Genomic DNA, 13,414 nt, shown 5'->3' on the forward strand with positions numbered 1-13,414 from the left:
CGATGTACCCGCCCACGGTCGCAGCCCGCACCCCGGACCTGCCCGCCTACGTGATGGCCGCGACCGGCGAGCAGCTCACCTTCGCCGAGCTCGACGCCGACTCCAACCGGCTCGCCCACCTGCTCCGCGGGCACGGGGTGGTCCCCGGCGACACGCTCGTCCTGCTCCTGCCCAACGGTCTCGCGTGGCCCGTCGCGGTCGCGGCCGGGATGCGCACCGGGCTGCGGGTCACGCCCGTCAACTGGCACCTGGGGACGCCCGAGCTCGCCGCGCTGCTCGTCGAGGCCGCTCCCCGGGCCGTCGTCACGACCGTCGCGCTGAGCGCGACCCTCCACGCCGCGCTCGCCGACGTGCCCGCGGGACCCGCCGTCGTGCTGACGGTCGACGGGACGGCGCCCGACGGACGCTCCCAGGACCTCGGGGCCGCGCTGCGCGACCAGCCGACCCACCCGGTCGACGACGAGCTCCTGGGCGCGCGGGTCCTCTTCAGCGGCGGCACCACCGGTCGCCCCAAGGCCTTCCGCCAGCCGCTCCTCGGCGTCCACCCGCTCGACGCCCCGGCCCGCCACCCCGCGCTCGCCGAGCGGCTCGGCATCGGCCCCGGGATCCGCTTCCTCTCCCCCGCCCCCAGCTACCACGCCGCGCCGTTCACCTTCCAGCTGATGACGCTCGCCGCCGGCGGCACCGTCGTGTGCATGGAGGCCTTCGACCCGGAGCAGGCGCTGCACGCGCTGGTCGACCACGAGGTCACCCACTCGCAGTGGGTCCCGACCATGCTGTCGCGGCTCCTCGCCGTACCCGGGCGGGAGGACCTGCCGCTGGCGCCCTCGCACCGCGTCGCCGTCACCTCGGGGGCCCCGTGCCCCGTGCGCCTCAAGGACGCCGTCAACGACTGGTGGGGCGACATCCTCCACGAGTACTACGGCGCGTCCGAGGGCTACGGCCACACCTACGTCTCGCCCGCGGAGTCGCGCGCCCGGCCGGGCACCGTCGGCCGGCCCCTCGGCGAGGCCCGGGTGGCCGTCGTCGACGACGCGGGCAGCCCCCTGCCGCCGGGCGAGATCGGTCGCGTGGCCTTCGCGCAGCCCGGCACCGGCGAGCTCCGCGGCATGGGCGACCTCGGGCGGCTCGACGCCGACGGCTTCCTGCACCTCACGGGGCGCAGCACGTTCATGATCATCTCGGGCGGCGTGAACATCTACCCCGAGGAGATCGAGGAGGCGCTGCTCGACGACGAGGAGGTGGCCGACGTCGCCGTCTTCGGCGTGCCCCACCCCGACCTCGGCGAGCAGGTCATGGCCGTCGTCGAGCTGGCGGACGGGCACGCGCCCGACGACGCGACCGCCGACCGCCTCGCCGCGCACTGCCGGGCGCACCTCGCCCGGTTCAAGACCCCGCGGGTGTTCGAGTTCGTGCCCCGGCTGCCCCGGCTGCCGACCGGCAAGCTCGACAAGACCGCGCTGCGGTCGACCTACGCGTCCCGCACCACCACGCCGACCCCGGACCCGATCCCGACGGAAGAGAGCCGATGACCGAGCAGGCCACCCACGACCGATCCTTCGAGGTGCTCCACGCCGTGCGCGTCAAGGGCCTCACCACCGACGCGGTGCTCGCGGACTTCCTCGGCGTCGCCGAGGACGGGCTCGCGCCCCACACCGGTCCGCTCCTCGAGGCCGGGCTCCTGCTGCGGCGCGAGGGCCGGTTCGCCGGCCACACCCTGACGCCCGCCGGCAAGGAGGCCGCCGCGGAGCAGCTGGCCACCGACGCGGAGACGAGCGCCGCGGCGCCCGCGCTCACGGCCCTGTACGACGCGTTCCTGCCCGTCAACGGGGACTTCAAGCGGCTCTGCGAACGGTGGCAGGTGCGCGACGGGCAGCCCAACGACCACACCGACGCCGCCCACGACCAGGCCGTCTTCGCCGACCTGCACACGCTCCACGACGGGTTCGCGCCCGTGCTCCGGGGCGAGGACCTGCCGGCGCGGATCCGTCGCTACGCCGACCGCCTCGACGGCGCCCTGGCGCGCATCGACAGCGGTGAGACCGGTGCCTTCGCGCGGCCGATGAACAACAGCTACCACGACATCTGGATGGAGCTCCACGAGGACCTCATCGTCTCGGGCGGCCGGGTGCGCGACGCGCACGACGAGGGATGAACGCCCCGACCGGCCCCCTCGCGCCGCTCCGGGACGCGGGGGCGGTGAACCTGCGCGACCTCGGCGGGGTGCGGACCGGCGACGGCCGCCGGGTGCGCACCGGGCGGCTGCTGCGGTGCGACTACCCCGCGTTCGCCGAGGGACCGGCCGGCGCCGACGTCGTGGCCCGCTCCGGGCTGCGCACCGTCGTCGACCTCCGGCTCGAGGAGGAGATCGGGGTGGAGTGCCCGCCCTGGACGGCGCTGGGCATCGACCACCGCCAGGTCTCCCTGGTCTCGGGCCGCGGGGACTCCTGGCACGCCGGGTACGCGCGCTACCTCGTGCACCGGCCGCAGCACGTCGTCGAGGCGGTCCGGCTGCTCATGGAGCTGCCCGGACCGGCGCTCTTCCACTGCGCGGCCGGCAAGGACCGCACCGGCGTCGTCGCCGCCCTCCTGCTCAAGGCGCTGGACGTGCCCGACGAGGAGGTGACGGCCGACTACGTGCGCACCGCCGAGGTGCTGCCGACGATCATGACGCGCCTGCTGGGGCACGAGTACTACCAGCGGATCCTGGCCCGGACGACGCTCGAGGACCAGACGCCGACGGCCCGGAACATCGGCGAGCTGCTCGCCCACCTCGCCGAGGCGGGGGGCGCCGAGCGCTGGCTCCTCGACCACGGCCTGCCCGAGGAGACGCTCGCCGCGTTCCGCGCAGCGATGCTGGAGTGAGGCTGCTGGAGTGAGACCCGGCCCCGGGACCGTTCGGCGACGGTCCCGGAGCCGGGGATCGGGGGGCCCGCTCGGACCCGTCAGGCCGGGGCGAGCACGCCGGACACGTTGCGCATGGCCTCGATGCTGTGCCAGTCGCGCGCGGCGGCGCAGTTGCGCTCCAGCAGCGCCAGGATGAGGCGGTTGACGACCTCGTTGTCGGGGAGCACCGCGACCGCGGCGAGCGTGATGAAGAGGCCGCTCAGCAGCTGCAGCTGGTAGTCCGCCGTCGCCTCCTCCAGGTCGTAGGACCCGCCCCGCTCGGCGAACACGTCGACGTAGTGGCGCAGCAGACGGTGCTCGTCGGCCCGACGCTGGGCCACGTCGACGCTGCCGGAGAGGAAGTAGCCGACGTCGTACATGGGGTTGCGCAGGCCCGTGACCTGCCAGTCGATGAGCACCGCGCCGGGCCTGCCGTCGGGCAGCGTCTCGAAGAGCACGTTGTCGACGCGCGGGTCGCCGTGGGTCAGCGTGAGCCGCGACTGGCTCTTGAGGTGCCAGGGGCGTACGACGCCGGGCGCCGCCGCCACGATCGCGAGGTCCTCGGCGGGGAGGCTGTCGGCGAAGCGCGCGAGGGAGAGCTCGGCGCCGCGGGTGGTGGCGTCCGACCAGTAGTCGCAGACCGCGGGCAGCCGGATCAGCCAGTCGGGGGCGGTCGCGTCGTCGAGCGGGAACGCCGAGTGCAGCCGCGCGAACTGGGTGACGACGGCCTCCGCCTCGACCGAGGAGCAACCCGCCACCTGGTTGCCGGGCACGGCGGCCGTGGTCAGGTCCTCCATGACGAGGTTGATGGTCGTCTCGTCGCCCCCCACGAAGTAGGTCCGCGGGATCCGGCAGGCGCCGCTGGCGCCGACGGCACGGTAGCCACCGATCTCCCGGTGGTACGCGCCACTGCCCAGCGCGTGGGCGTGCGCACCGGGGGCGCTCGGGCGGAACTTCACGACGAGGGCGTCGGGTCCGCCGTCGGCGTGGCCCGCGGCGTACGAGATCGCGACCCGGACCGTGTCGCTGACGTTGCCGGCGCCGACGGGCTCGTGGGTGATCGCGGCGACCTGCGCGTCGGGGTGCCCGCCCGCGCGCAGGACGGTCTCGACCCAGGCGGCGTCGAGGTCGGCGACGGAGTCGAGGACCGGCGGGACCTCGGTGGGGTGCGTGCTCATGACCATGCTCCTTCGGCGTAGGGGGCGTTCCAGACGTCGGTGACCCGACCGTCGCGGACGCGGAAGATCTCGATGCCGCAGAGGCGGTCACCGGTGGTGCGTCGGGTCGCCTCCCAGGTGAGGGAGGCGATCTCGTCGTCCCCCACGAGATGGACGATCGTGAACTGCGGGTCGTGCGTCGCCAGGTCGCGCGTGATGCGGTCGACCTGCTCGTCGTGGCTCATCGCGGTGCGGCGCGCGGGAGCGCCCGGGTCGTGGCGGACGACGGGGTCGGCGCAGATCTCGCGCACGAGGTCGACCCGGCCGGCGTTGTAGATCTCCAGCACGTAGCGCTCGACGGCGCGGACCGCGGCGCTCACGCCGGGACCCGGTCGGCGGCGCGGTAGGCCTCCACGACGGAGACCAGCTCACTCGGCGTCGCGCCGTGCATGATGACGCCGTCGACGCCCAGGTCGAACTGCGCGGCCACCCGGTCGGCACACCGCTCCGGGCTGCCCGTCGCGGCACAGTCGAGCCACTCCTCCGGCAGCACGGCCCGCAGCCGGTCGAGCTGCTCCGGGGTCGCGACCGCGTCGGCCCACCCCTCGAGCTCGCCCACCACGTCGCTGCGGCGGAACTCCTCGAGCAGCGCCGGGTCCCACCGGTTCGTGGAGACGAGGAGGTCGCCGTAGACCTGCAGGTACGTCGCCAGCCGGCCCACCGTCTTCTTCACGAAGGTCTCCTCGTCGATCTCGTCGGTCACCGTCGCGTAGCAGGACCAGACCTTCACGGCCGCCGGGTCGCGACCCGCCTGCTCCGCGGCGTCCCGCACCTCCTGCACCACCCGCGCCGTCGTCTCGTCCGAGAAGAAGGTGTGGAGCACGACCAGGTCGAACGCCCGGCCCGCGAGGGCGAGCGTCGCGGGACCGAAGGCGGTCGTGCCGAGCCGGATGTCCTCGTCGAACGTCGGGTCGAGCTTGAGCGCCGGGAACTGCCCGAGCGGACCGTCGTAGTCGCGCACCGTCTCGCCGCGCCACAGGCGGCGCATCAGGTGGGCGAACTCCTCCATCTGCACCGTCGTCGTCTGCTTCAGGCCGAGGGCGGCGATCTGCGGCCGGAGGCCCCGCCCGATCCCGAGCACGAAGCGCCCACCCGTCAGGCGGTGCATCGTCGAGGCGAAGGCCGCCGTGATGGCGGGGTGCCGGGTGTTGATGTTGGTGGCCGCGGTCGTGATGTCGATGCGCTCGCTCACCGCCCCGGCGGCGCCCGACAGGCTGCACGCCTCCTTGACGTTGAGGCGCTCGGAGAGGAAGGCGTTGCCCAGGCCGAGCTCCTCGGCGAGACGGATCTCCGCGATCAGGTCGCGCGGCGACTCGACGTGGCCACCCAGCGCGTAGAAGCCGAGGCGATCGACGCCGGGGCGTCCGGTGGGGGGAGGTCCTGGTCGCATGCGCACTCCTTGATAGCGACTGCCGTGTCACAAATCATGTGATGGGCGTCACCGTAGTGCGCCGCGATGCAGCGGTCAATAGGCGCTCTGGACCGGCACGGCGTCGTGCGATTTGTGATCGGCGAGCCGCGAAGGGTGGCTCGAGGAAAACGCGGACCGGGGGTCGCGCAGGGTCCGCGTTTTCCTCGCTCAGCCCGGCCCCGGTCCGCGTTTTCCTTCCCCGGGCGTTCCCCGGGCGTTCCCCGGGTCGAGCCTCAGCCGCGGAACGCCGCAGCCACGGCGAGCACGCGCTCGCAGGCCTCGGCCTCGCCCACGCTGATGCGCACGCCGTCGCCGGGGAACGGGCGCACGACGATGCCGGCCTCGTCGGCCGCGGCGGCGAACGCGAGGGTCGCGGCGGGCTCACCCGGGAACGGCAGCCAGACGAAGTTGCCCTGCGCGTCGGGCACGGGCCAACCCTGGGCTCGCAGCCCGGCGAGGAGGTGGCCGCGGCGCGCGACGAGCTCGTCCACCCGCGCGACCATCGCCTCCTGCTCGGCGAGCGACGCGATCGCGGCGGCCTGGGCGACCGCGGAGACGCCGAACGGCAGGGACACGACGCGCAGGGTCGCGGCCACCTCGGGGTGCGCGACCGCGTAGCCGACCCGCAGCCCGGCGAGCCCGTAGGCCTTCGAGAACGTGCGGGTCAGCACCACGTTGGCGTGGGCGCGCATCGTGGCGACGCCGTCGATCGGGTCGTCGGAGCGGACGAACTCGACGTACGCCTCGTCCACCACCACGAGCACCCGCGTCGGCACGCGGGCGAGGAACGCGTCGAGCTCCGCCTGCGTCACGGCCGGGCCGGTGGGGTTGTTGGGCGTGCAGACGACGACGACCCGCGTGCGCTCGCCGATCGCGTCCGCCATGGCGCCGAGGTCGTGGCGGCCGTCGGCCAGGAGGGGTACGGCGCGGCCGACGGCCCCCGAGGTCGCGAGCGCGATCGGGTACGCCTCGAAGGAGCGCCAGGCGTGCACGACCTCGTCGCCGGGGTCGCAGTAGGCGCCGACGAGCTGGTAGAGCAGGCCCACGGAGCCCGTCGCCACCGCCAGGTGGTCGGTCGGCACGTCGAGGTGGGCGCCGAGCGCGGCATACAGGTCCGTGCTCCCCATGTCGGGGTAGCGGTTCAGGTGCGCGACCGCCGCGGTCGCCGCCTCGAGCACGCCGGGCAGCGGGGGGAACGGGTTCTCGTTGCTGGACAGCTTGTAGGACGTGAGGCCAGGGCGGGCGGTGGGCGGCTTGCCGGGAACGTACGCCGGGATCGCCAGCACGTTGCTCCGCGGGGTGGGCAGGTCTGCCGGGGTGTCGGACATGGGGCGCACGTTAGGGCTCGCGGGAGGCCGCCCGCCAGGGGCGCAGCAGCAGCGCCGCCACGAGCCCGAGCCCGGCGCCGATCACCGCGCCCGTCGTGTTGTCGACGACGTCGGTGATGTCGCAGGCGCGGTCGAGCCGCGCCAGCTCGAGCTGGGTGAGCTCGATCGCGCCGGAGTACGCCGCGAGCCCGAGCACGAGGAGCGGCACGAGCACCCAGCCGGCCCGCCACCGGCAGGCCGCGACGGTGCCGAGCAGCCCGGCCGGCACGAAGAGCGCCGTGTTGAGGAGGCGTTGGCCGCCGTCGAAGATCCAGAACCCGTCGGGCGCCGGACCCCCGTAGTCCATCGAGCAGAACTCCGCCCGCGTCTCCGCGGCCACCCAGCCCGGCGCGCCCGTGGCCGGCACCAGCGTGACGAGGGCGATGACGACCACCGACCACACGCACCCCGCGGCGGCGACGGCGAAGACCGGGCCGGTGCGACGCGCGAGCACGAGCGCCGCCCCCGCCAGCACCAGGCCGGAGAGGAGGGCACCGAGCACCATCACCCCGGGTCCGCCGAACGTCACCATGGCGCCCGACGGTAGCGGGCCTCAGGGCAGGACGACCTCCCCGCCGGGCACCACGTCGAGGTCGCGGCCCACGACCAGGTCGGTGGGGTTGGTCAGGCAGCGCACGGAGCCGCCGCCCTTGTGCAGCTCGGACAGGTCGAGGAGCACGACCCGGAACCCCCACGACTCCAGCTGGTCGCGCACCCGCGGCGGGCAGGCGGGCATGAGCACGGTGCGGCCGACCACGACGGCGTTGGCGCAGAAGGTCAGCGCCTCCTCCTCCGTGAGCACGAGCGGCTCCGGCACGAGGTCGAGCAGCGCCGCCGCGGAGGCGTCGTCGAACGCGGCCGGGCACACCATCGCCCGCCGGTCGTCGAGGGGGCAGAAGGCGAGGTCGAGGTGGTACATCGCCGGGTGGACGATCCGCAGCCCCCGCACCCGTACGTCGAGGGCCGCGGCCACCGGTGCCAGGGCGGCCTCCTCGGTGCGCGGCCCGAAGCCGGCCACGAGGTCGCCGCGCCACGCGAAGAGGTCGCCCGCCTCGAGGTGGGGGCCGACCCCGTCGCGCCCGACGCCCAGCAGGACCCGCCCGCGGCTCGTCGCCCAGGAGGCGGCGCTCGTCGTCTCGGACCGACGCTCGGCGTACCGCATGTGGGACGCGAGGAACGCCTCCCGGCCGTCGGCCAGCGTCAGCGCGATGCCGAGGTTCATCGCGTAGACCATGTCGGGGCTGTCGGGCCGCTGGCGCAGCACGTCGACGCGCGCGCCGGCGTCGCGGAGCGCGGCGAGCATCGCGTGCCACTGCTCGCGGGTGCGCTCCGGCTCGGGCTGGTCGGCGGGGTCCATGAACGGGTTGATGACGTAGTCGACGCGGAAGTGGTCCGGGCTGACCACGGCGTAGGACCGGCCCCAGGCGAGCTCGCCCTCCAGCACGCCCGCCGTGTCCCGCACCTGCTCGATCGCCCGCTGCGGCGGCTCCTGCACCAGGGTCATGACCCACCCTCCTCGATTGTCCGACAATCCGACGAGGGGGAGTGTGGCACAGCCCAGCGGCGTTCCGCGAGAATGCGCGGGTGCCCGATCCCTACGCCGGCCTCCACGTCGAGGTCACCTCGACCACGCAGCGCGTCGCCGACGAGCTGCGCCGGGCCGTCTTCGACGGCGAGCTCGAGGCGGGCACGCCGCTGCGCGAGGTCACGCTCGCCGCGTCCCTGGGCGTCGCCCGCTCGACCGTCCGGGAGGCGCTGACCCAGCTCGTGGCCGAGTCGATCGCGACGCGGGAGCCCCACCGCGGGGTGAGCGTCGCCGTACCCGACGCCGACGCCGTGCGCGACGTCTGCCGGGCGCGCACGGTGCTGGAGTCGGCGGGGGTACGCCGCTGGACCGACGCCACCGAGGCCGAGCGCCAAGAGGTGCGGGACCGGCTGGCGGCCTACACGGGCGCGGTGGCGCGGGGGGCGGGGTACGCGGAGCTCAACGAGACGCACCTCGAGTTCCACGTGGCCCTCGTGGGGCTCGCCGGCTCGCCGCGGCTGGTGCACACCGCCCGCGCCCTCGTGGCCGAGCTCAAGGTCGTGCTCGCGCAGATCGACCGCGCCGAGCGCAACGCCCACGACCAGGCCGACAGCCACGAGGCGATCGTGGCGCTGCTCGAGGCGGGGCGGGTCGACGAGGGCCTCGTCGCCATCGACGCGCACCTCCGCGACGCCGAGCGGGACATCCTCCACGCGCTCGGGGCCACCTGAGGATCACCTGAAGCGGGATGCAGGGACTGGCCCGGTCTGCCTACGATCGGCCTCGTGAAGTTCGTCGCCTGGGTCCTCGTCAACGCGCTCGGCATCGCCGTGGCCGCCTGGCTCTTCGACGGCATCTCCTTCGACGGCGCGACCAGCGGCCAGGCGGAGATCGAGGACAAGATCCTCCCGCTGCTCGGCGTCGCGCTCATCTTCTCCCTGGTCACCGCCTGGGTCGCGCCGGTCGTGAAGCTGCTGTCGCTGCCCCTCGTGATCCTGACGCTCGGCCTCTTCCTCTTCGTGGTCAACGCCGCGATGTTCCTGCTCACCGGCTGGCTGGCCGACAAGTTCGACATCCCGTTCCACGTCGAGGGCTTCTGGACGGCGCTGGGCGCCTCCATCGTCATCACGATCGTCACCTGGCTCGTCGAGGCCGTCACCGACACCGAGGTGCGCGGGTGACGGTCCCGCTCCCCGCCCCGCGCGACCCCGCGGCGTACCGCGTCGCCGTGGTCTGCCTGGGCAACATCTGCCGCTCGCCGATCGCCGACGTGGTGATCGAGCAGCGGCTGGCCGAGGCCGGCCTGTCCGGCAGCGTCACCGTGGAGTCGTTCGGCACGGGGCCGTGGCACGTGGGCGAGCCGATGGACGAGCGGTCGGCGCGGGTGCTGCGGGAGGCGGGGTACGACGCGACCCGCCACCGCGGACGCCAGGTCACCGCCGAGCACGCGGGCCGGTTCGACCTCGTGCTGGGCATGGACCACGCCAACGTGACCGACCTCGTCGCGCTCCTGCCGGGCGACGCGGAGCGGATCCTGCGCTTCCGCGACCTCGACCCCGAGGGGCCGGGCGACGTGCCGGACCCCTACGCCGGCGGGCCCGAGGGCTTCACCAGCACGCTCGCCGTCGTCGAGCGCACCGCCGACGCCCTCGTCGACCGGCTCGGCGACACGCTGCCCGTGCGGGAGCCGACCGCATGACCCGACAGCCGCTCCTGGCACGCCGGGCCGAGGCCCTGCTGGGCACGGCTGTCTCCGCCACCTCCCCCGTCGCCGGCGGCGACACCTCCACGTCGACCCGCCTCCGCCTGGCCGACGGCCGCAACGCGCTCATGAAGACGCACCCCGGAGCGCCGCCCGGGTTCTTCGAGGCCGAGGCCCGCGGGCTGCGGTGGCTCGCCGAGGTCGCCGACGGCGTGCCCGTGCCCGAGATCCTGGCTGCCGCCGAGGACTGCTTGCTGCTGCGCTGGATCGACCCCGGCCGCCCCACCGCCGACGCCGCGGCCGAGCTCGGCACGCGACTGGCCCGCACGCACCTCGCGGGAGCCGCGCTCGGCGCGGACGAGGACGGCTTCATCGGCCGCCTGCCGCTGCCGTGCCGCGCGCCGGAGGGTGTGTCGTGGGCGGAGTTCTACGCCGTGCGGCGCGTGCTGCCCTACCTGAAGCTGGCCCGCGACCGCGGCGCCGTGCTCCCCGAGGACGCCGCCCGCGTCGAGGCGCTGCTGCCCCGCCTGGCGGGGCTCGTGCCCGACGAGCCCCCCGCCCGCCTCCACGGCGACCTGTGGAACGGCAACGTCCTGTGGGGCGTCGGCGGCACCGTGCACGTGCTCGACCCCGCGGCGTACGGCGGCCACCGCGAGGTCGACCTCGCCATGCTGTCGCTCTTCGGGCTCCCCCACCTGCGCGAGCTCACCGACGCCTACGAGGACGCCAGCGCGGCCCTCGGGCGCCCCCTCGACGAGGAGTGGCGCGACCGGCTCGGGGTGCACCAGATCTTCCCGCTGCTGGTGCACGCGGCGTTGTTCGGCGGTGGGTACGGCGCGCGTGCCGGCGCGCTCGCCGCGTCGTACTGCTGAGGCGGACCGCCGCCGTGTAACGCGGTGTCCGAGCTACTCCCCACGTGTTCTACCACCGCACAGGTGGCACGGACACCGCGTTACACGTCGAGGGAGTGGCGTTGTTACACGCCGAGGGAGTGGCGTTCTCAGGCGCGACTCAGCCCTGATCGGCATACTGCTGGGGTGCCAGACAGCAAGGGGTCCCGCGTGCTCGTCGTCGACGACGACCGCGCGGTGCGCGATTCGCTGCGGCGGTCGCTGGAGTTCAACGGGTACGTCGTGGCGACGGCCTCCGACGGGGCCGAGGCGCTCGCGCAGATCGCGTCGGTGGCGCCGGAGCTCGTCGTGATGGACGTGATGATGCCGCGCCTGGACGGGCTCGAGGCCACCCGGGCGCTGCGGGCGGCGGGCAACGACGTCCCGGTGATCGTGCTGACGGCCCGCGACGCCGTCGGCGAGCGGGTCGAGGGCCTGGACGCGGGGGCGGACGACTACCTGACGAAGCCCTTCGCGCTCGAGGAGCTGCTGGCGCGGATCCGTGCGCTGCTGCGCCGCGCCGTACCCACGGAGCAGGCCGACGAGCGCCTCGTGTTCGCCGACCTCGCCATGGACCTCGCCTCCCGCGAGGTGTTCCGCGGCGAGCGGGCCATCGAGCTCACGCGCACCGAGTTCACCCTGCTCGAGATGTTCCTCCGCCGGCCGCGCCGCGTGCTCGAGCGGTCGTTCATCCTCGAGGAGGTCTGGGGCTACGACTTCCCCACGACGGCGAACTCGTTGGAGGTCTACGTCGGCTACCTGCGCCGCAAGACCGAGGCCGAGGGCGAGCCGCGGCTGATCCACACGGTGCGGGGTGTCGGCTACGTGCTGAAGGAAGCATGAGGCCCCTGCCGCCCCGACCCGAGGCCGCGCCGAGCGACGCGGAGCCCCCGGCCGAGACGGAACCGCAGGACCCCGGGCACGACGCCGGGCACGACCCCGGGCACGACGCCGAGCTGCCCGAGCGGCGCTGGCACTACCGCCGCTCGCTGGCCAGCCGCGTCACGCTGCTCACGACGATCGCGGTGGGCGTGGCGGTGGCGTTCCTGTCGCTGAGCGTCTACTTCGTCGTGCGCATCCAGCTCGAGGACACGATGGACGAGCAGCTGCTCGACCGGGCGACGTCGATGGCGGCCGGCCTCACGTCGGCCGCGGCGGACAAGGACCGCGACCAGCTCCTCACCCAGCTCCGGTTCCTGCCGCGCGACTCGCGGGTGCAGATCCTCTTCGCCGACGGGAGCATCCTCCTCACCAACGGCACCACGACGCTCCCCCTGGGCGAGGAGGAGTGGGACGTCGCCACGAGCGACGCCGACCACGCCGTGCTCCGCTCCGTGACGATCGCCGGCGACCACGTGCGCATGGCGACGGTGCCGATGGACCTCTCCAACGGCCGGATCGGTGCGCTCGTGATGACGCAGAACACCGACTCGCAGCAGAAGTTCCTCGGCAAGCTCGGGCTGGTCATGCTCGGCTTCGGCGGCACCGGCGTCATCATCGCCGCCGTCGCGGGCACCGTGGTGGCCCGCAACGGCCTGCGGCCGGTACGGCGCCTCACCGAGTCCGTCGAGACCATCGCCCGCACGGAGGAGCTCACGCCCCTGCGGGTCGAGGGCGACGACGAGATCGCGCGCCTCGCGACGGCGTTCAACCAGATGCTGACGGCGCTGAGCGCGTCCCGGGAACGGCAGAAGCAGCTGGTGGCCGACGCCGGCCACGAGCTGAAGACCCCGCTCACGTCGCTGCGCACCAACCTCGACCTCCTCGCCCAGGCCGAGGACACCGGCGCCGCGCTCTCCCCGGAGACCCGCCGCGAGCTCATCGACGACGTGCGGGCCCAGATCGTCGAGCTGAGCACCCTCATCGGCGACCTCGTCGAGCTCGCCCGCGACGAGCAGGTGCGCCACGTCGTCGAGCCGGTGTCCCTCGTCGAGGTGCTCGACAAGGCCGTCTCGCGGGTGCGGCTGCGGGCGCCGTCGGTGACGTTCGAGGTGCGCGCGGCCCCGTGGTGGCTCGTCGGCGAGTCCCACTCCCTCGAGCGCGCGATCACCAACCTCCTCGACAACGCCGCGAAGTGGAGCCCCACCGACGGCCGGGTCGTCGCGACCCTGGCCAACGGCATCCTCACCGTGGACGACGAGGGCCCCGGCATCCCGGAGGCCGACCGTGAGTACGTCTTCGAGCGCTTCTTCCGCTCCACCGAGTCGCGTGCCATGCCGGGCTCCGGCCTCGGCCTGGCGATCGTGCGGCAGGTCGCGGAGCGGCACGCCGGGTCCGTGCGCGCCGGCGTCTCGCCGTCCGGCGGGGCACGCCTCACCATGACGCTGCCGGGCGGCCCGCTGCACCCCGATGCGACCCGTCCGATCCCGCGCGAGCCGCGAGGTGCGACGACGGCTCCGACGGGGTAAGGACCCCG

At 74.3% G+C, this 13,414-nt stretch carries 15 protein-coding genes; 9 read left to right on the top strand and 6 right to left on the bottom strand.

All coding sequences use genetic code 11. The features are described 5' to 3' along the window. Positions 1-2 precede the first annotated feature (2 nt). From G3T38_RS16305 to G3T38_RS16315, 3 genes are read left to right on the top strand one after another with little or no spacing between them, the layout of a single operon-like run. Positions 3-1,532, top strand: coding sequence for an AMP-binding protein (locus G3T38_RS16305; protein WP_163773380.1), 1,530 nt, complete (start codon positions 3-5; stop codon positions 1,530-1,532). Continuing rightward, complete coding sequence (locus G3T38_RS16310; RefSeq protein ID WP_163773381.1) at positions 1,529-2,155, top strand: MarR family transcriptional regulator; 627 nt, start codon at positions 1,529-1,531, stop codon at positions 2,153-2,155. The genes G3T38_RS16305 and G3T38_RS16310 overlap by 4 nt, the downstream gene beginning before the upstream one ends. Continuing rightward, positions 2,152-2,865, top strand: coding sequence for a tyrosine-protein phosphatase (locus tag G3T38_RS16315; protein ID WP_163773382.1), 714 nt, complete (start codon positions 2,152-2,154; stop codon positions 2,863-2,865). Before G3T38_RS16310 ends, G3T38_RS16315 begins: the two co-directional genes overlap by 4 nt. Before the next feature lie 80 nt (positions 2,866-2,945). On the opposite strand, the gene G3T38_RS16320 is transcribed toward G3T38_RS16315, so the two are convergent. The 6 genes from G3T38_RS16320 to G3T38_RS16345 form a co-directional block, all read right to left on the bottom strand. After that, entirely contained in the window at positions 2,946-4,064 is a 1,119-nt protein-coding gene (locus G3T38_RS16320) for a phosphotransferase (RefSeq protein ID WP_206675904.1), read from the bottom strand. Beyond that, on the bottom strand, positions 4,061-4,423 hold the full coding sequence (locus tag G3T38_RS16325; protein ID WP_163773384.1) for a nuclear transport factor 2 family protein: 363 nt from the start codon (positions 4,421-4,423) through the stop codon (positions 4,061-4,063). Before G3T38_RS16325 ends, G3T38_RS16320 begins: the two co-directional genes overlap by 4 nt. Next, positions 4,420-5,493 carry a TIGR03857 family LLM class F420-dependent oxidoreductase gene (locus tag G3T38_RS16330; RefSeq protein ID WP_163773385.1) on the bottom strand — a complete coding sequence of 358 codons (1,074 nt, stop codon included), beginning with the start codon at positions 5,491-5,493 and terminating at the stop codon, positions 4,420-4,422. The genes G3T38_RS16325 and G3T38_RS16330 overlap by 4 nt, the downstream gene beginning before the upstream one ends. A 254-nt stretch (positions 5,494-5,747) precedes the next feature. Then, a complete protein-coding gene (locus tag G3T38_RS16335) occupies positions 5,748-6,842 on the bottom strand; it encodes a histidinol-phosphate transaminase (protein WP_163773386.1) in 1,095 nt (364 codons plus the stop codon). A gap of 10 nt (positions 6,843-6,852) precedes the next feature. Continuing rightward, complete coding sequence (locus G3T38_RS16340) at positions 6,853-7,413, bottom strand: VanZ family protein (protein ID WP_163773387.1); 561 nt, start codon at positions 7,411-7,413, stop codon at positions 6,853-6,855. 21 nt (positions 7,414-7,434) lie between these two features. Beyond that, the gene (locus tag G3T38_RS16345; protein ID WP_241728981.1) at positions 7,435-8,385 is read right to left on the bottom strand and encodes a dimethylarginine dimethylaminohydrolase family protein; all 951 of its coding nucleotides are present in this window, start codon (positions 8,383-8,385) and stop codon (positions 7,435-7,437) included. 80 nt (positions 8,386-8,465) lie between these two features. On the opposite strand from G3T38_RS16345, the gene G3T38_RS16350 reads away from it, so the two are divergent. The 6 genes from G3T38_RS16350 to G3T38_RS16375 all read left to right on the top strand — a co-directional run bounded on the left by G3T38_RS16350 (position 8,466) and on the right by G3T38_RS16375 (position 13,406). Next, positions 8,466-9,137, top strand: coding sequence for a GntR family transcriptional regulator (locus G3T38_RS16350; protein WP_163773388.1), 672 nt, complete (start codon positions 8,466-8,468; stop codon positions 9,135-9,137). 54 nt (positions 9,138-9,191) lie between these two features. Beyond that, positions 9,192-9,587 (top strand): phage holin family protein, encoded by a 396-nt coding sequence (locus tag G3T38_RS16355; RefSeq protein ID WP_338037710.1) that lies wholly within the window; start codon positions 9,192-9,194, stop codon positions 9,585-9,587. After that, complete coding sequence (locus G3T38_RS16360; RefSeq protein WP_338037711.1) at positions 9,584-10,105, top strand: low molecular weight protein-tyrosine-phosphatase; 522 nt, start codon at positions 9,584-9,586, stop codon at positions 10,103-10,105. Before G3T38_RS16355 ends, G3T38_RS16360 begins: the two co-directional genes overlap by 4 nt. Beyond that, positions 10,102-10,980 carry a fructosamine kinase family protein gene (locus G3T38_RS16365; RefSeq protein ID WP_163773389.1) on the top strand — a complete coding sequence of 293 codons (879 nt, stop codon included), beginning with the start codon at positions 10,102-10,104 and terminating at the stop codon, positions 10,978-10,980. Before G3T38_RS16360 ends, G3T38_RS16365 begins: the two co-directional genes overlap by 4 nt. Positions 10,981-11,145: 165 nt before the next feature. Further along, complete coding sequence (locus G3T38_RS16370; RefSeq protein WP_338037712.1) at positions 11,146-11,841, top strand: response regulator transcription factor; 696 nt, start codon at positions 11,146-11,148, stop codon at positions 11,839-11,841. Further along, positions 11,838-13,406, top strand: a complete 1,569-nt coding sequence (locus G3T38_RS16375) for a sensor histidine kinase (protein WP_163773390.1) — start codon at positions 11,838-11,840, stop codon at positions 13,404-13,406. Before G3T38_RS16370 ends, G3T38_RS16375 begins: the two co-directional genes overlap by 4 nt. Positions 13,407-13,414 lie beyond the last annotated feature (8 nt).

Source organism: Nocardioides zeae (genome assembly GCF_010686755.1).
Lineage (GTDB): Bacteria > Actinomycetota > Actinomycetes > Propionibacteriales > Nocardioidaceae > Nocardioides > Nocardioides zeae.

Bases quoted from the DNA above. Each gene is read 5' to 3' on its own strand.
- G3T38_RS16305 (WP_163773380.1), top strand. From the start codon at position 3: ATGTACCCGCCCACGGTCGCAGCCCGCACCCCGGACCTGCCCGCCTAC.
- G3T38_RS16310 (WP_163773381.1), top strand. From the start codon at position 1,529: ATGACCGAGCAGGCCACCCACGACCGATCCTTCGAGGTGCTCCACGCC.
- G3T38_RS16315 (WP_163773382.1), top strand. From the start codon at position 2,152: ATGAACGCCCCGACCGGCCCCCTCGCGCCGCTCCGGGACGCGGGGGCG.
- G3T38_RS16320 (WP_206675904.1), bottom strand. From the start codon at position 4,064: ATGAGCACGCACCCCACCGAGGTCCCGCCGGTCCTCGACTCCGTCGCC.
- G3T38_RS16330 (WP_163773385.1), bottom strand. From the start codon at position 5,493: ATGCGACCAGGACCTCCCCCCACCGGACGCCCCGGCGTCGATCGCCTC.
- G3T38_RS16335 (WP_163773386.1), bottom strand. From the start codon at position 6,842: ATGTCCGACACCCCGGCAGACCTGCCCACCCCGCGGAGCAACGTGCTG.
- G3T38_RS16340 (WP_163773387.1), bottom strand. From the start codon at position 7,413: ATGGTGACGTTCGGCGGACCCGGGGTGATGGTGCTCGGTGCCCTCCTC.
- G3T38_RS16345 (WP_241728981.1), bottom strand. From the start codon at position 8,385: ATGACCCTGGTGCAGGAGCCGCCGCAGCGGGCGATCGAGCAGGTGCGG.
- G3T38_RS16365 (WP_163773389.1), top strand. From the start codon at position 10,102: ATGACCCGACAGCCGCTCCTGGCACGCCGGGCCGAGGCCCTGCTGGGC.
- G3T38_RS16375 (WP_163773390.1), top strand. From the start codon at position 11,838: ATGAGGCCCCTGCCGCCCCGACCCGAGGCCGCGCCGAGCGACGCGGAG.